13 protein-coding genes are annotated in these 17539 nt (G+C 57.6%); all 13 read right to left on the reverse strand.

What is annotated here, in order from left to right:
* Positions 1-368: 368 nt before the first annotated feature.
* The 13 genes from narI to D4100_RS09405 all read right to left on the reverse strand — a co-directional run bounded on the left by narI (position 369) and on the right by D4100_RS09405 (position 17533).
* Positions 369-1046, reverse strand: coding sequence for a respiratory nitrate reductase subunit gamma (gene narI / locus D4100_RS09345; RefSeq protein WP_119804167.1), 678 nt, complete (start codon positions 1044-1046; stop codon positions 369-371).
* A gap of 2 nt (positions 1047-1048) precedes the next feature.
* Positions 1049-1771, reverse strand: a complete 723-nt coding sequence (narJ, locus tag D4100_RS09350) for a nitrate reductase molybdenum cofactor assembly chaperone (protein ID WP_119804168.1) — start codon at positions 1769-1771, stop codon at positions 1049-1051.
* Complete coding sequence (narH, locus tag D4100_RS09355) at positions 1768-3312, reverse strand: nitrate reductase subunit beta (RefSeq protein WP_119804169.1); 1545 nt, start codon at positions 3310-3312, stop codon at positions 1768-1770. The genes narJ and narH overlap by 4 nt, the downstream gene beginning before the upstream one ends.
* Positions 3309-7076, reverse strand: a complete 3768-nt coding sequence (locus tag D4100_RS09360; protein ID WP_119804170.1) for a nitrate reductase subunit alpha — start codon at positions 7074-7076, stop codon at positions 3309-3311. Before D4100_RS09360 ends, narH begins: the two co-directional genes overlap by 4 nt.
* A gap of 292 nt (positions 7077-7368) precedes the next feature.
* Positions 7369-8622: an EpsG family protein gene (locus D4100_RS09365; RefSeq protein ID WP_119804171.1), complete on the reverse strand. Its 1254-nt coding sequence runs from the start codon at positions 8620-8622 to the stop codon at positions 7369-7371.
* A 50-nt stretch (positions 8623-8672) separates the two neighbouring features.
* On the reverse strand, positions 8673-9581 hold the full coding sequence (locus tag D4100_RS09370) for a glycosyltransferase family 2 protein (RefSeq protein WP_244941653.1): 909 nt from the start codon (positions 9579-9581) through the stop codon (positions 8673-8675).
* A gap of 95 nt (positions 9582-9676) precedes the next feature.
* The gene (locus tag D4100_RS09375) at positions 9677-10663 is read right to left on the reverse strand and encodes a glycosyltransferase family 2 protein (RefSeq protein WP_119804173.1); all 987 of its coding nucleotides are present in this window, start codon (positions 10661-10663) and stop codon (positions 9677-9679) included.
* A 6-nt stretch (positions 10664-10669) separates the two neighbouring features.
* Positions 10670-12556 carry a carbohydrate binding domain-containing protein gene (locus tag D4100_RS09380; RefSeq protein WP_119804174.1) on the reverse strand — a complete coding sequence of 629 codons (1887 nt, stop codon included), beginning with the start codon at positions 12554-12556 and terminating at the stop codon, positions 10670-10672.
* Entirely contained in the window at positions 12553-13296 is a 744-nt protein-coding gene (locus tag D4100_RS09385; RefSeq protein WP_006321512.1) for a glycosyltransferase family 2 protein, read from the reverse strand. Before D4100_RS09385 ends, D4100_RS09380 begins: the two co-directional genes overlap by 4 nt.
* A gap of 1 nt (position 13297) precedes the next feature.
* Positions 13298-14356 (reverse strand): glycosyltransferase family 4 protein, encoded by a 1059-nt coding sequence (locus D4100_RS09390; protein WP_119804175.1) that lies wholly within the window; start codon positions 14354-14356, stop codon positions 13298-13300.
* A 1-nt stretch (position 14357) separates the two neighbouring features.
* Complete coding sequence (locus D4100_RS09395; RefSeq protein ID WP_043913005.1) at positions 14358-15263, reverse strand: glycosyltransferase family 2 protein; 906 nt, start codon at positions 15261-15263, stop codon at positions 14358-14360.
* A 142-nt stretch (positions 15264-15405) separates the two neighbouring features.
* Entirely contained in the window at positions 15406-16254 is an 849-nt protein-coding gene (locus tag D4100_RS09400; protein WP_119804176.1) for an ATP-grasp fold amidoligase family protein, read from the reverse strand.
* Positions 16244-17533, reverse strand: a complete 1290-nt coding sequence (locus D4100_RS09405) for a flippase (RefSeq protein ID WP_119804177.1) — start codon at positions 17531-17533, stop codon at positions 16244-16246. Before D4100_RS09405 ends, D4100_RS09400 begins: the two co-directional genes overlap by 11 nt.
* Between the last annotated feature and the right edge of the window lie 6 nt (positions 17534-17539).

Raw genomic sequence — 17539 nt, forward strand, 5'->3', positions numbered from 1 at the left:
GGCCATTATCACGTACATGTACAGCAGATGCCCTGAAGGCCAGAATAGACAAACTACGCATACTCCACCTCCTGTGGTTGCCTGTCAGTGGCATAAAGTCTACTTTACCTACAAAAATCGTTCAATTAGCGAACTGCGCAATGCTTCGCAAACTCAGCAGAATGCAACACTATAATCCGCCGATGGCTATAACTTTGAGAGGTGACACGCTGTCGGCATGACGACGGCTGCAGGTCATCCTTTGTTTTAAGTCCCCAAACGCCCCTTGAGCCGGGGCCATCGGTTGTTGTTATAGTGTGCAGGTAAAGTGGGGGATTTTGATACGGACAAAAAACCGCCACTGGCGACCAGCGGCGGCATTGCGATGCTTAGCGGCGGTTGCGCACCAGTTGGTAACGGCGAGTCAGGTATTCCACCGGCACGCTCCAGATATGTACCAGGCGGCAGAACGGGAACAGCACGAACAACGTCATGCCCAGCACCATATGCAGTTTAAAGATCGGCGCAACGTCCGCCAGGTAGTGCGAAGCTCCGGCATGGAAAGTCACCACCGCCTGCGCCCAGGCCACCAGTTTCATCATCTCGCTGCCGTCCATATGCTGGGCGGAGAACGGAATGGTCAGCAGACCGAGGCATACCTGCACCACCAGCAACGTCAGGATCATGATATCGGCAAAGCTGCTGGTGGCGCGCACCCGCGGATTGGTCAGACGGCGTTTCAGCAGCAATGCGCCGCCAATTAGCGTCATCACTCCACAGGCCCCCCCGGCGATCATCGCCAATTTCTGCTTCACATCGATAGGCAGGAAGGACTCATACATCCAGTGCGGCGTCAGCATACCGAGAAAGTGCCCGGCGAAGATGCCCAGAATACCGATGTGGAACAGGTTGGAGGCCAGACGCACGCCCTTTTTATCCAGCATCTGGCTGGAGCCGGCACGCCAGCTGTATTGCCCGTAATCGTAGCGCAGCCAGCTGCCGATCAGGAAAATCGCCCCCGCCAGATAGGGGTAAATATCGAAGAAGAACAGATTCAAAAATTGCATGATTAGTGTCCTTTGGTTGCGGTTAGCGCATGCGTCAGATCCAGATACTGTGGTGCCACGGCGCCGGCAAAACGCCGCTGGTGCGCCGTCTGCTGTGCCGAAGCGCAGCCCTGCTCACCCAAAAACTTGATCTGTTCCTCTTCCCACACCGCGTCCAACGCCTGCGGCGTATCGTCTCTGGCCTCACCCGCTACCTGGCTCTCCAGGCTGGCGCTATTGACGCCGGTGCCGGACAGCGTCAGCAACAGATCAAACAGCACCGCATACGGGCTTTCGCGCTGCTGCAACCGGGCGCCCAGCAACGCCAGAATCGGGGCGATGTCCTGCAGCCCCTCAACGGCCTGCGCCTGGCTGCGGCTGGCGAGATACTCCAGATACAGCGGCAGGAAATCCGGCAGCTCGCGGCTGTCGATCTCCAGCCCGGCAGTGCGGTATTGCGCCATCAGATCGACCATCGCCTGACCGCGATCGCGTGACTCGCCGTGCACGTGTTCAAACAGCAACAGCGAGGTGGCGCGGCCCCGATCGAACAGCTCGCAATATTCGGCCTGCACGTCCAGCAACGGGCGGGCGCAGAAGCGGCGAATAAACAAAATCAGCTGTGCACTGCGGTGCAAATCCAGCTCGTTGGCCGGCTCCAACGCCTCGATCAGCGCCTGCCGGTGGTCAAACAAGGCCTGCTCCGGGTAATCCAGCAGACGGGCAATCACTTTCAGGCTAATCATGAGATATCCTCCTGACGGCCGGTCTTCCGTGTCACGTCGATAGCGTCGATGCGGCGGCTGTTGAACAGGTTGAATTTACCGTCGCTGCCGTGGCAACCGTCGCCAAAGCTGAAACCGCAGCCTTTGCTTTCCGGGAAGGCTTCACGTGCCAGTTCGCGGTGGCTGGACGGGATAACGAAGCGGTCCTCGTAGTTGGCGATCGCCAGATAGCGATACATCTCCTGCGCCTGCGCCTCGCTCAGCCCTACCTGCTCCAGCGCGCTGGTGTCCACCACGCCGTCCACGGTTTCCGCCCGTTTGTAGTGGCGCATCGCCAGCATGCGTTTCAGCGCCAGCAACACCGGCCCGGTGTCGCCGGCAGTCAGCAGGTTCGCCAGATATTGCACCGGGATACGCAGGCTTTCCACGTCCGGCAACACGCCGCTGTGCGCCAGCTCGCCGGCATCTGCGGCAGACTGGATCGGCGACAACGGCGGCACGTACCACACCATCGGCAGCGTGCGGTATTCCGGGTGCAGCGGCAGCGCCAGTTTCCAGTCCATCGCCATTTTGTATACCGGCGACTGTTGGGCGGCCTCGATCACCCCTTGCGGAACGCCATCCTTCAGCGCCTGGGCAATCACCGCCGGGTCGTGCGGATCGAGGAAGATATCCAGTTGACTCTGGTAGAGGTCTTGCTCATTTTCGGCCGCGGCCGCCTGTTCAATGCGGTCGGCGTCATACAGCAGCACGCCCAGATAGCGGATACGGCCGACGCAGGTTTCCGAACAGACTGTCGGCTGGCCGGACTCAATGCGCGGATAACAGAAAATGCACTTCTCGGACTTGCCGCTCTTCCAGTTGAAATAGATTTTCTTGTACGGGCAGCCGGTCAGGCACATGCGCCAGCCGCGGCATTTATCCTGATCGATCAGCACAATGCCGTCTTCGCCGCGTTTATAGATCGCGCCGCTCGGGCAGGTGGCGACGCAAGCCGGGTTGAGGCAGTGCTCGCACAGGCGCGGCAGATACATCATGAAGGTGTTTTCGAACTGCCCGTACATCGCCTTCTGCATGTTGTCGAAGTTTTTGTCCTGCGAGCGTTTTTCGAATTCACCGCCGAGGATCTCCTCCCAGTTCGGGCCATTTTCGATCTTCTTCATGCGCTGGCCGGTGATCAGCGAGCGTGGCCGGGCGATCGGCTGATGCTTGCCCTGCGGCGCGCTATGCAGATTCTGGTAGTCGTAGTCGAACGGCTCGTAGTAATCGTCCAGCGCCGGCACGTCCGGGTTGGCGAAAATCTTCGACAGCAGGCCGACGCGGCTGCCCATGCGCGGTTCCAGTTTGCCGTTGATTTTGCGGATCCAACCGCCCTTCCATTTTTCCTGATCTTCCCAGGCGTGCGGATAGCCGACGCCCGGCTTGCTTTCCACGTTGTTGAACCAGGCGTATTCCATGCCCTCGCGGCTGGTCCAGACGTTCTTGCAGGTCACCGAGCAGGTGTGGCAGCCGATGCATTTGTCCAGGTTCAGCACCATGCCGACTTGCGAACGAATTTTCATTTTGCTTTCTCCTGCTGGCTGCCCTGCGAGTCGTCGTTGCCTTCACCGTCTAACCAGTCGATCCGGTTCATTTTACGCACCACCACGAACTCGTCGCGGTTGGAGCCGACGGTGCCGTAATAGTTGAAACCGTAGGCCAGTTGCGCATAACCGCCGATCATGTGAGTCGGTTTCGGGCATACACGGGTCACCGAGTTGTGGATGCCGCCGCGTTGGCTGGTGATTTCCGAACCGGGAATGTTCACGATGCGTTCCTGCGCGTGGTACATCATGGTCATGCCCGCCGGAATGCGCTGGCTGACCACCGCACGCGCGGTCAGCGCGCCGTTGGCGTTAAAGGCCTCGATCCAGTCGTTGTCCTGGATGCCCAGATCCCGGGCGTCGTCTTCACTCATCCAGACAATCGGCCCGCCGCGCGACAGGGTCAGCATCAGCAGGTTGTCGCTGTAGGTCGAGTGAATGCCCCACTTCTGATGCGGCGTCAGGAAATTCAGCGCCTTCTCTTTGTTGCCGTTTGGCTTCCGGTTCAGCAGCGGCTGCGCGGCGCGGGTATCGATCGGCGGACGATACACCAGCAGGCTTTCGCCAAAGGCGCGCATCCATTCGTGATCCTGATACAACTGCTGGCGACCGCTGAGGGTGCGCCAAGGGATCAACTCATGCACGTTGGTGTAACAGGCGTTGTACGACACATGCTCATCTTCCAACCCTGACCAGGTGGGGCTGGAGATGATTTTGCGCGGCTGGGCCTGGATATCGCGGAAGCGAATCTTTTCATCTTCCTTGTTCAGCGCCAGATGGCGGTGATCGCGGCCGGTAATGTTGCCCAGCGCTTCCCACGCCTTGACCGCCACCTGCCCGTTGGTTTCCGGTGCCAGCGACAAAATCACCTCAGCGGCGTCGATCGCGCTTTCAATCTTCGGTCGGCCCGCCGCCGGGCCTTCGGTTTTCACGTAGTTGAGCTTTTTCAGGAAATCGACTTCGGTCTGGGTATTCCAGTTGATGCCCTTGCCACCGTTACCCAGCTTGTCCAGCAACGGCCCCAGCGAGGTAAAACGTTCGTAGGTAGCCGGGTAATCGCGCTCCACCACCATGATGTGCGGCGCGGTTTTACCGGGGATCAGCTCGCATTCGCCCTTCTTCCAGTCTTTCACGCCATAAGGTTGCGCCAGCTCTGCCGGGGAATCGTGCTGGATAGGCAGCGTCACCACGTCGGTTTCCTGGCCCAGATGCCCTACGCACACCTCGGAGAAGGCTTTGGCGATGCCCTTGTAGATCTCCCAGTCGCTCCTGGAATCCCATGCCGGATCGACCGCCGCCGACAGCGGGTGAATAAAGGGATGCATGTCCGAGGTATTCATGTCGTCTTTTTCGTACCAGGTGGCGGTCGGCAGCACGATATCAGAGTAAAGGCAGGTGCTGGACATGCGGAAATCGAGCGTCACCACCAGATCCAGCTTGCCTTCACCGCCGTTATCCAGCCATTCCACTTCCTGCGGTTTGGCGCCGCCCTGTTGGCCCAGATCCTTGCCCTGAATACCGTTTTCGGTACCCAGCAGGTATTTGAGCATGTACTCATGGCCCTTGCCGGAGGAGCCCAACAGGTTGGAGCGCCAGACGAACAGGTTACGCGGGAAGTTCTGCGGGTTGTCCGGCTGCTCGGCGGCGAAGCCAAGTCGCCCCGTCTTCAGGGCGTCGACGGTGAAATCTACGGGAGATTGTCCTGCTGCTTTCGCCTGCGCCGCCAGATGCAGCGGGTTGGCACCCAACTGCGGCGCGGAAGGCAGCCAACCCATGCGCTCGGCACGCACGTTGAGATCGATCAGGCTGCCGCCAAAGCGCGACTTGTCCGCCAGCGGCGACAACAGCTCTTCGGTTGCGACGGTTTCATACCGCCATTGGCTGGAGTGGTTATAGAAGAACGAGGTGCTGTTCATGTGGCGCGGCGGGCGTTGCCAGTCGAGACCGAACGCCAGCGGCAGCCAGCCGGTTTGCGGCCGCAGTTTTTCCTGGCCGACATAGTGCGCCCAGCCGCCACCGCTTTGGCCAACGCAACCGCAGAAGATCAGCATGTTGATCAGGCCGCGGTAGGTCATGTCCATGTGGTACCAGTGGTTGACGCCGGCACCGACGATAATCATTGAGCGGCCACGGGTTTTCTCGGCGTTGTCGGCGAACTCGCGGGCGATGCGGATAATGTTGTGGCGCGACACGCCGGTGATCTGCTCGGCCCAGGCCGGCGTGTAAGCTTTGACGTCGTCGTAGTTAGCGGCACAGTTGGCGTCGCCCAGGCCGCGTTCCAACCCGTAGTTGGCCAGGGTCAGATCGTAGACGCTGGTGACCAACGCCTCGCTGCCGTCCGCCAGACGCAGGCGTTTTACCGGCAACTTGTGCAGCAGGATCTCATCCAGCGCCACGCTATTGAAGTGCTCACCCTCGGCTTTTATGCCGCCAAAATACGGGAAGCCCACCTCGGCGACCTCGTCATGGGCACCCAACAGACTGAGCTGCAGCTCCACTTCCTGCCGGCCCTTGCCTTCGCGCTGTTCCAGGTTCCATTTGCCCTGCTCGCCCCAGCGGAAACCTATTGACCCTTGCGGCGCCACCAGCTCGCCGCTGCGTTGATCGATAGCGACGGTTTTCCACTCCGGATTGTTTTCCTGCCCCAGCCCGTCCACCAGATCGGCGGCTCGCAGCAGGCGGCCGGCAGCGTAGTACCCCTCTTCACGCGGCTCCAGTACCACCAGCATCGGCATATCGGTATAGCGGCGCACATAGTCGCGGAAATAGCCGACCTCGCGATCCAGGTGGAATTCTTTCAGCATCACGTGGCCCATCGCCAGCGCCATTGCGCTGTCGGTGCCCTGCTTCGGGTTCAACCATTGGTCGCACAGCTTGGCCACTTCGGCATAGTCCGGCGTCACCGCCACGGTTTTGGTGCCTTTGTAGCGCACTTCGGTGAAGAAATGGGCATCCGGGGTGCGGGTCTGCGGCACGTTGGAGCCCCAGGCGATAATATAAGAGGAGTTGTACCAGTCGGCGGACTCCGGCACGTCGGTCTGCTCGCCCCAGGTCATCGGCGAAGCCGGCGGCAAGTCGCAATACCAGTCGTAGAAACTCAGGCAGGTGCCGCCAATCAGCGACAGATAGCGGGCACCGGCGGCATAGGACACCATCGACATCGCAGGGATCGGCGAGAAACCGATAATGCGGTCCGGGCCAAAGGTTTTGGCGGTATAAACGTTGGAAGCGGCGATCAGTTCGTTCACCTCCTGCCAACTGGAGCGCACAAAGCCGCCGCGGCCACGGGCGACCTTATAACTCTTGGATTTTTCGGGGTCGGAGACGATAGAGCCCCAGGCGTCGACCGGATCGCTGTGCAGCGCCTTCGCCTCACGCCACAGTGCGATCAGGCGTTTACGCATCAGCGGGTATTTCAGCCGGTTGGCGCTGTACAGATACCAGGAATAGCTGGCGCCGCGTGGGCAACCGCGCGGTTCATGGTTGGGCAGATCGGGGCGGGTGCGCGGGTAATCGGTCTGCTGGGTTTCCCAGGTCACCAGGCCGTTTTTGACGTAAATCTTCCAACTGCATGAACCGGTGCAGTTTACCCCGTGGGTCGAGCGCACAATCTTGTCGTGCTGCCAGCGGCTGCGGTAGCCATCTTCCCAGTCGCGGTTGGTGTCCAGCGTTTGGCCATGATCGCCAGAAAAGGGTTCCGCCAGTTGCTTGAAATAGCGGAAGCGGTCTAGAAACTTGCTCATCCGGAGTTCTCCTGAAGGCTTTTAATATTTTATCGTTATAAAAAATAGAATTGCTCAATCAGCCGCCAGCCTACTGAGGCCAGAACGGCGGCAAATTGATTGCGATCAAGGGAATCGAGGGAGATAAGCGAAGGGATGGGTATAACTACCCCTAAAGTATCATCGGGGGGAGAAAGAGTAATTTATTGAAAATAAAAACAAAAAATGAGGGATTGCGTTTGATGGGGGGAGTGACAGACCGGGCTGGGGTATTTGGGGGTAGGATGCGGGGCAGCGCCCGCATCCGTCGGCATTAACCGAGATCCATTTCGTGCCCTATCCACTCGCCGCTGTCGCGGTTAATAAAGCGCAAATACTGTTCGTACTCTTCTTCACCGTAGAACAGATTCAGCAGCGGCGTTTTGTAGAACGACTGCCACATTTCCCCCAGCATGATGGGGCGGCGCGGAACATAGATATTCTCGATGAAGTTGTAGCCGGTGACCATCAGCATGAAACACAGGAAGAAGTAGTTGAACCTGCCGCGCAGGAAAGAGCCCTGATGAGCCACGTAGTAAAACAACAGAAACACCGACGCCGCACTCGCATAGCGGCTCGCCGCCTGCAGCGAGCTGGAACACAGGAAAACGAATATCACCAGCCAGGCCGCGGCGTTTTTGATATCCCCGGTCTGGTTACTCATCGGGTTACCCAACATATAGCCGCCGAGGAACAGCGCCGGGAACAGGATGATCAGAAAGTTAATCATCCCGTTGGCGTTGCCGCTGGTCAGATAGTCGCCGGCATACATGCCCGAAGTATAGACGTCCGAGTAACTGTCAATGCCGGAAATCGTAATATGCGACAGGATCAACGGCAGCGCGAACTTGGCGGTCATCAGCGCAATGGCGCTGAACAACACCGTCAGCGGGCGGTTCAGGCGCATCAGCCTGCTGCACAGGAAAACCCCGACCAGCAGCATGCTGGAAAAGTGGGTCAGCATGGCAAACAGCATCAAACAGAGGGCGAGCGTTTGATTTTTTTTATGGCAAAACAGCGTCATGGCCAGGGTCATCACCGCCATAGAAAAACCAAAACGCAGCCCCATGGCGATGATAAACGGGTTGATCAAAAACAGCACTGCCACATGCAGCAGGACAAACTGCCGGGGGGTAAACGTCTTGCCGGAGTGCAGCATCACAATATTCAGCGCGCTGAGATAACAGTAGACCGACAGCGCGGTGTACAACCCCGGAATGACGAAAAAGGGAATGCCCAGCGTTTTAAAAATGTAAAAGTTGGCATAAAGAACAATGTCCACTTTACCCTGGATCACGTCAGCCAGCGTGGTGGCCGAGGTAATGGCCGCGTAATTGGCAAAGTGGCGATAGAGATCCGCCAACGGCGGGATCTTGATGAAAAAGAAAAAAAAGCAGAGCGCTATCAGCAGATAGGCCATCGAGTTTTTCTTTCCCGCACGCAGCGTGGCGATACTCTGTATCAAAGCAAATACCGGCACCGTCAACAACAGCACGCTGCCGATCACCGTAGAACGTTCAAAGCGCATAATCTTCCTCTGGATGGGTTCGCCATTCACCGCAGGTCACGCCGGGCCCTTCAGAAGGGAACGCCGCGGAAAAACAGGTTACGGATGATGTTTTTCATGTAGACCCCGGCCATCAGGCCGCTGTTTACGTAGATAATGCCCTTCAGGCCGCAGGCTACGCCAGCCAGCCGGCTCTGGCGGTCGGTAATGATACGCGAATCGATGCAGGTATGGCGCAGATGCATGACCTTGCGCGCCCGGGGCGATATCTGCGGCATCAGCCGCCGCTCGAACTGCATTTTGTTGCGATAACCGATAATGCCTTTCGGGCTGGAGGTGATGCGTTCGCCGTCATGGTCATTGTGTACCGCCAGGCGCTCATGCAATGTGCCGATGCGCGCCCCGGCCGCCAGCAGCCGATACAGGAAAATGTGGTCCTGGTAGCGCGGGGTGTTGAAAAAGCCGCGCACCGCAATCGCTGTGCTGCGCCGCATCATGATCATCGGCGTATAGGCTACGCCGGCCAACATAAAGTCTTCCAGACCGTCGCAACGGGCACGGTAATAATGCCCGGCATTAATCTGCCCGTTCTTCAGAATGTCCATATCGCACAGGCTGACGTCATAATCACCCTGGCGCATAAACGCCAGTTGGTGGGCAATCTTCTGTGGATGGTAGTAATCGTCGTCATCCAGAAAAGTGATGTACTCTCCGCTTGAGCGCAGGATCCCGCTGTTGCGCGCCAGCGCGCCGCCGCCGTTATGCCGACGCGGGTAATAGATAATCTGCCCCTTGGCAATATAACCGGCCAGGCGTTCACGGGTCACCAGGCGGTGCACATCGCCTTCCGGGTTGTCATCCACCACGATGATTTCCAGCGCACGGTGGGTTTGCGCCAGCACACTGTCAATGGCACGCACCAGCAGCTCGCTGCGGCCATAGGTGGGTATGATAACGCTGACTTTGATGTCCATTGTCATATTTCTGCCTGTGGGGGGCGAATACATTCGCCCCGTTTAACATGGGCGCAGCATGCGGCGCCCCTACACGATCCGGGAATGGGTGAAGACAGCGCCTATCCGCGCAGGCTATAGAGCCGGGCCATCAGGTAATAAGCCAATGGACTGCGATAGAACAGCCGGTTCTTGCGGCTCAACAGTTTGCGTTCCTCTGCGCGCAAACCGGAATAGCGGCGTTTCAGTTCGCCGGTTTCCCGCAGCGCGTCGCGCAGCCCGAAAAAATCCAGCCCCACCAGCAAACGCGCCTTCAGCGTGGTGACATAAAGAATCGAATACAGCCCATTCCCCGTCCCCTGACGTCGCCCACTGTCGGCACCGTCGATCGCGTAATCCAGGTCATCCAGATCGCGCCGCTTTGGTGCACGCGTAATGCCGTTCGGGTTGGCGCGGTATCCCACCAGCGGCGTATCGCACATCACGATGCGTTCCGCCTTCAGGTACAGCTGCGGGATTAACTGAATATCCTCGAAATTGCGCCCCTGCGGGAAACGCAACTCGTCGAATAACGTTTTGCGGTAAATACGCGCCCAGGCAAACCACAGGCTGCGATTAAAGCTGTCCGCCAGCAGCGCCATATGCGTGTCGCGATCCTGCGGAGCGGCATTGCCGGGCACGACGGCCAGGGTACAGTCCGGCTGGATTTTGCCGTTGTTCATCACGGAAAATCGCTGGGCATTGAATGCCACGATGTCCGCCAGCGGGTTATCCGCCAACAGGCGGCCCAAAATGCTGAAATAGCCCTCCAGCAACACGTCGTCGGAATCCAGGAAACCGACATGTTGCCCCTCGGCGTGAGCAATGCCGCTGTTGCGCGCCTCACTCAGCCCCTGGTTAGGTTGCCGCAGGATACTGACCTGCGGTTTCAGCTGCGGGTAACGGCACAACACCTCTTCGGCAATACCGATGGAATCGTCCGGGCTACCGTCATCCACAATGATCACCTCCGCCCAATCAGGCAGCTGTTGCAGCACCGAGCAAAGGCACGCCTCAATGTAAGCCTCAACCTTATAGACCGGAATAATCAGGCTCAGGGTGGTTTTCATGTTGGGTTATCCTTTCTTTTCTGTTTGACGTTGCACTTCTACCGCGAGGCTGCCCATCGAAGACAGCTGCGCGTCGATCTGCACCTTCCCTTGCGCCTGCCAGCCCGCAGGCAGATCGAAGCGCGCCGACATCGGCCGGTAGTAAGGGTTGGCGATCAACACCAGGCCCCGCTCGCCGTCGATAAACAGTCGCGCCGGGATGGCGGTATTGTTGCCCTGCAGCAAGAGGCTTTCGCCGGACAGCAGGTAGGGGTTAAAGCTGACAATCTGCTGTGCCACGCTGGCTACGCCCCGCCAAATGGCCTCGAACTCCTGTTGGCTGAAGCCGCCGCGTTGGCGCTTGTAGAACAAATCGGTATAGGAATAAAACAGGATGCCCTTCGCGCCGCCAATCAAGCCCAGCCAGGCCTGATTGCGCATCTCCGCCTCGGTAGGCTGGCGCGGTTTGCGTTTGGGTGCGTAAGCGGCATGATCCATGATCTGCATCACCAGCCAGGCACCCTTGACCTGACGCGCCACCTGGCTGGTGATACGGGTGTATTCCAGGGTGCGCGTCAGATCGGCATCTCTGCCGACCGGGTAAGGATCGCTGGCCAGCACGTCCGAACTGTTGAAATAAGCGTTGAGCGTACCGGTCTTGTCCAGCACCTGGAACGTCAGGTGATCAGGATCCAGCCGTTTCACCTGCAGGTGTTTTTCTTCAATCTGCGGCACATACTCCGGCCCCAGTTCATCGTTGATGTACCAGGCCAGCAGGTTAGGTTCATGTTTGAACTTTTCGACGTAGCTCGCCGTCAGTTGCGGGTAACTCATTTTGGTTTCCGGTGCGAATCGGGTGCCGGGATACAGGTCTTTCAGCGAGAAAATCACCTGCAGGCCATACTGCTGCGTTTTGCTGAAATAACGGTTCGGATCGCCCACGGTGCCATAGTTGTAATTCAGCAACGTGTTGAAACCGGCATCGCGGATGCGTGCCAGATGTTCGTCCGTCGCCATTTCGCCGTACATGTAAATGCCGAGCGGGAAGAAACGCTTACCCTGTTTCAGGGTATACCCCTGCGCATCCAGCGCCACTTTCGGTTGCGGGCGACCGACGCTTATCGGCATCTCGCTGCGCTGGCTACGCTGAGTGGCCACGTCCGTCACCTGCTGTTGCAGGCGGTATTCTCCGGCGGCCAGGCCGGCAGGCAGCGCAAACTCCACCTGCTGTTTCCCTTCGATGCGGTAACGGCGGCTGTCGCTTTTCACGGCGGCACTTTTCCCGTCGACCAGCGTGCTGTCCACTTGCACCTGTTGCGGATCCACCACTTCGATCAAACTCGATGCCGCGCCATTGCCGGCGCGCATTTGGTAGAGCGCCGGCGCAACCGGCTGCCGGCAAACGTAAACGTCGTCAAACCAGGCGCTGCCGGTCGTACCGCGACGCAGATAAACCCCCAGCACCACCTTTACCGCCCGCGCCGGCACCCTGAAGTCGCCGGTGACCGGTTGCCAGCCGCTGGTGCCAAGCACGCCCTGCGGGTAGCTGCCCGCGAGAAAGCGCCCTTGCTCGTCGTAACTTTCCACAAATACGCCGGCACCCTGGTTGTCGCCCTTGCCCTTCAGGTTCTCGCCGCGCACCCAGGTGCCGAAAGCCAGCTGTTGGCCCGCTTTGACCGACAGCGTCTGCAGCATGTTGTGATAGTTGGCCGGGTTGTGATTCTGGTAAAACAGGCTGGCCTGGCCGGTATGGCCACCGGACACCACCTCTGCGGAAGCCAGCGACCAGCCCGTACCGCCCTGCTCAAAACCGGAGTTGGCCAACAGGTTGTCGCCGCAGGGAGCTGCCTGGGCCGGTGCGGCCAGCCCCGCGCCCGCCAACAGGCAGGCGAAGGAGAGCTTGTTGATGTTCATTGTCGTTTCATCACTGCGCTGTATAAATAGGAGAAGAACAGGTAGCAGGACTTCTGATAGGAAAGCCCCAGATGGCGGCGGTAGATCTGCCACTGCCAGTCCGCCGCCTTGATTTTGTTGCCGGACAGCGACTGGGCGGAAAGGCGGTAAAAGGCCAGCGGTTCGGGAATGCAATACGCCAGATGGTTGCGCGCTTTTTCCAGCACCGACAGCCACATCACGTAATCCTCATGCCCCACCTTGCTCTGGTAGACCTTGCCCACCCGGCGCTGGTTGTACATGCCGGTCAGATTGCCGATCCAATTGCTTTTCAGCATGTCCTTGTAAGCGATGATCTCGCCGGCGCCACGGTAGTTCTTCACCTGCGCGGGATCATTTTCGAAGGTGTAATAGTGCGAACACACCACGTCGTAACGGTTGGTCTTCAGGATACCGACCTGGCGCGCCAGCTTGTTTTCGTGCCAGACGTCGTCGCTGTCGCAAAAGGCGATATAGTCACCGCGCGCCGCCTCAATGGCGATATTGCGGGTTTCGGCCACACCCTGGTTGGTGTTGTTGCGAATATAGGTCAGACGATCGTGAATGAAGGGTTTAACCACTTCAGCCGTGTTGTCCGTCGAAGCGTCGTCGATCACATACAAATGATAATCCTGGTAAGTCTGGTTCAACACGCCCAGGATCGACTCTTTGATAAAACCGCCTGCGTTGTATGCCGGCATGATTACTGACACCTTTTCCATCTTAACCTCCAGCCATAAGCTGTTGCCATTGGGGATATATACGTTCGGGAATGTACTGTTGCGCCCGCTCCAGCGAGTGCAGCGAGAAGCGTTTACGCAGCTCGCCGTCCGCGATCAACGCCAGGGTGCGCTGGCTAAAGGCGTCGAGATCGCCTTCCGGTACCAGATAACCGTTGCCGCCATCGTCAATCAGCTCGGCGGGGCCGGTCTGACAATCAAACGCCACCAGCGGCAGGCCAAAGCTCATCGCTTCAATCAGCACCATCGGCAAGCCTTCATAGCGGGACGTCATCAACAGCATCCCGGCCTGGCGATAATGGCTGGCGATGTCCGGGGTCGCCGGCAACAACTTCACCTGTTCGCCGAGGCCGGCGGCATCGATTTGCTGCTGCAATGCGGCGCGATCCGGGCCATCGCCAACGATATGCAACTGCCAGCCCGCCGTTTGCGGCGCCGCCCGCTGCCAGGCCGCGATCAAGCGGTCAAAGCCTTTCTGGTAACACAGCCGCCCAACCGCCAACGCCACCGGCAACGGCTCCTGCTGCGGCGGTTGTATCGGGAACGGTGAAACGTTCTCGATCACCCGGCATTTATGCTCGGGCACCCAGCGGCTGATGGTGGCCAGATCTTTCCTGGTCAACAGCACGGTGCGGTCGCCCAGCCGGTAGACCAACACCTTCAGCCACTTCATCGGCCAGGCATACTGGTGGAAGCTGACGTGCTCGCTCAGCAACAGCCGGCTGTGCGGGCACAACAACCGCAGGTACGGCACCATGATCGACGAGAGTTTGCCCATCGATACGGTGACGATCACGTCATAGCGGCCGCGCCGCAGAAACCGCGCCAGTCGCCAGGGCCACAGCAGTGTTCTGCCGGACATAAAGCGCAACCTCACTTCGGGTTCAAGCGGATAAAACGCCCGATCCCCGCTGATGGACACCAGATCCACCTGATGGCCCAGGCGCGTCGACAGTGCGTTGGCCAGGCTGCTGGCCACCCGCTCGGTACCGCCTTTTTCGGCGATGTTCTCAATCACAATCGCTACTTTCCGTTGCTGCATGTCATCTCCGAAATCCCTCACGGGCTGTGCGCAACAGGCGCCCCCCTAACGGAAACAGCCCCAGTTTGGCCAGGCAGTCGCCGTACAGTTTGATCGCCTTGAACTTGCTGCTCAGGGCGTGGTGCTCCGTGCGCGATGAGTAATAGGTGAACGCCTGCAGATTCTCGCTGTAGAGCGAATCCAGCAGGTGCTTGCAGGCAAACCCGCTGATATAACGGCCACTGGCGTTCAGGTAAGCATCAATAAACTGTTCGCTGGCGTCGATGTTCATCCGGCTGCGATCCGTCTCGGCATCGCCGCAACGGATGAACACCCCTCGCCCTTCGTCAAAAGCCACCCTGGCCCCCAGATTGGTGGCATTGACCAAAAATCCCCAGTCCTGATACTTGTAAAGAAACTCGGGAAACAAAAAACGCCGGTCATCTTTTTTACGCAGACTGATGGCAGAGGTGCGGATATCGCCCATATCGAGAAATAAAAAGTCCGCGCCCGTCGATCCTTCTTTGTAATCAAACCTGTAACTGCGGATATTCTTGTCATTCACCGTACTGTAATTGCCGAAAATAATGTCCAGCCGGGTATCCTGGTGGCGTTTCAGACGGCGAATAATATAATTGGTGCTGAAGGAATCCTCCGGCTCCAGAAAGAAAACCACGTCCGCACGCGCCAAGAGAAAGCCGGTATTACAGGACGCTGCCGTATTACTGCGCACTTTATTTTCATGCAAGCGCGCACGACGGTTGGCGGCCAACAGGCTGCGCATTTTCTCCAGCTCTTCGGGTTCTGACGCATCATCAACCACAATAATTTCATAATCGAACCCTGAACAGGCGTTCGTCATACGGACTAATGTAGCGGCCAGACTGGCTGAATTATTAAAAGCGGGCATGACAATTGATAAGTCCATTTACTACCTCAACAATATATTATCATCTGGCAAAACAGCGGTAATGCCAGCGGAATAGTTTGTTATCCCAGCATATCCTTGCCCGGTTATTACCCCCCCATCCTGCAGCGATTAAAATACGCGCAGCCTACCGGTCATTTAATTAATCCTGAAAATAACTGCCCCACTCCTGTTCAATGGTTTCTGGCGTCAGCTTTTGTAATCCCGCTCCCGGGGTAAACGTCAACTCGCCAAAATAGATGCGCTCATTCACCTGATAAAAATCCACGCGCACATAAGAGAACTGCTCAGCCACCTGGCGCGCCAGGACCAGCATCTCCGCCAACCTGCTCGGTTTATCCATCGGCACCTCGCTGTTTGGCACGCCCATGCGGATCTCGGTGCGGTTCCAGTCGGCGTCAAAAAAATCTCGCCGATGATCGATAAAACGCTGGTAATCAATCTGGATGAAAAACCGAATATCCCCACCCTGGTTAAAGCAGTGGATTTTGATGTCATTCGGCGTTTTCCCGTCTTCCTGCAGCATTTTCTCGACCATGATGCACGGCGGAATATCCTTATAATGACGTTCGCGGTAAACCTGATAAAAACTCTGCCGTAGCCAGCTGTTGGTCAACACCCGTAACTCATTGAAGCTGGTTTGGCTTTTATCGAACACCAGTTTGTTATAACCGCTGCCATGGTTTGCCTTAATCACGAAGACGTCAGGTAATGCCTGATACATTTCCTCGGTTAACTCATTGCCGTGCGCGTAAAGCTCAATCAGGTATTCTTTCCCCCACAGCTTTTCAATATAATCGCGTACCCGATACTTGTCGGACAGTTGAGTATATATCGCCAGAGGATAGACCTTCCTGCGCATTAATTTTTCGCTATACCCGATTGGCTGAGCCAGATGCGGTATTTTCCGAAAAAACAGGGCGTATTTTAACTGATGATATAGCGCATCGGGCATATTGCGGTAAAAACCCTTCACCAGGTTATTTAACATAAATTTCTCGCACCTTCCCTATTAACTGAGGTAAACAACGGTAGCAGGTCACCTGCAACCGCGTAATTTGTCCTCTCCTGAAGAAGCCGTTAAGTACAAAGAATGAAATAAACTCCGTTATCAGGGTTGAAACCGCAGCGCCCACCAAGCCGTAATGCGGTATCAACACCAGATTCATCAGCACGTTGGCCAACGCGGCCAACGGCATTTTTATCGCTATGAATCGATAGCCGCCAAACAGCACTATCGCCCGATAGGACACGGTGCCCATCACCGAGAACAGCGACGTTACCGAACACAGCGCCAAAATAGTGGCGGTTTCGCGATAGCTGTCACCAAACATCAGCGCCACGATCGGGCCGGGGAACAACGACAACAGCAAAATCACCGGCATAGACAGCAACAACACCACCAGATACAGCAGCCGGATGCGTCCTTCCTGTTCACCCAGCGTTCGCGCATTCGCCACGCCCGGCATCATCGAGGTGATCAGCGCAATCGGCACGAATATCCAGCCCTGGCTCAGAGTAATCGCCGCGCTGTACAGCCCGACGCTGTGCTCGCCCAGAACGTTACCGATCATGATCTGATCGATACGCGTGTAGATGACGATCGACAGCCCGGAGACCGCCAGCGGCAAACCCACCTTTAACAGATAGCGGTCGTAGCGCCGTTTGTGACGCCCACTGATCGTCCGCATACCGCCCTGCTCGCGGCGAAAAAGCACCCAGCGTACTGCGTACGGGATCAGGCTGCTAAAAACGTACGGCACGGCAAACCACTCCAGCGGCAGTTTGGCATGCACCAACGCCAGTCGCAGAACGATTGACAACAACAGAGCCAGGTTGTTGATCAGCGTGTTCAGCTTCGATTTCAACAGGGCGTCGTAATAAATCTTGTAGACGTCCTGAATGGAAAAATACGCGCTGATGAGCATCAACAACATCATGATCTGGCTGGTGCGATCCTGCGTCAGCACTGCCCAGGCCATCAGCGGCACGGCGATCAGCGCAAAAAGCTGGCGCCGCAGACGCATGGAGGCCACCATCAGCCGGATGCCGCTGCGCCGCTGCCTGGCGACGCGGTTAAACAGCACCGCATCCGCACCCAGTTGCACCAGCGGTACGGCAATGGCGATTACCGACAGCAGATAGTTAATCAAGCCGTATTGCGCCGGCCCCAGATAACGCGCTACGTATACCGACACGAAAATCCCCGAAAGGCTCAGCGATATCCGTTCCAACATCAGCCACAGGGAATTCATCAGCATCGCTTTCATGCGCGA

It is taken from the genome of Serratia inhibens, from assembly GCF_003591175.1.
Lineage (GTDB): Bacteria > Pseudomonadota > Gammaproteobacteria > Enterobacterales > Enterobacteriaceae > Serratia > Serratia inhibens.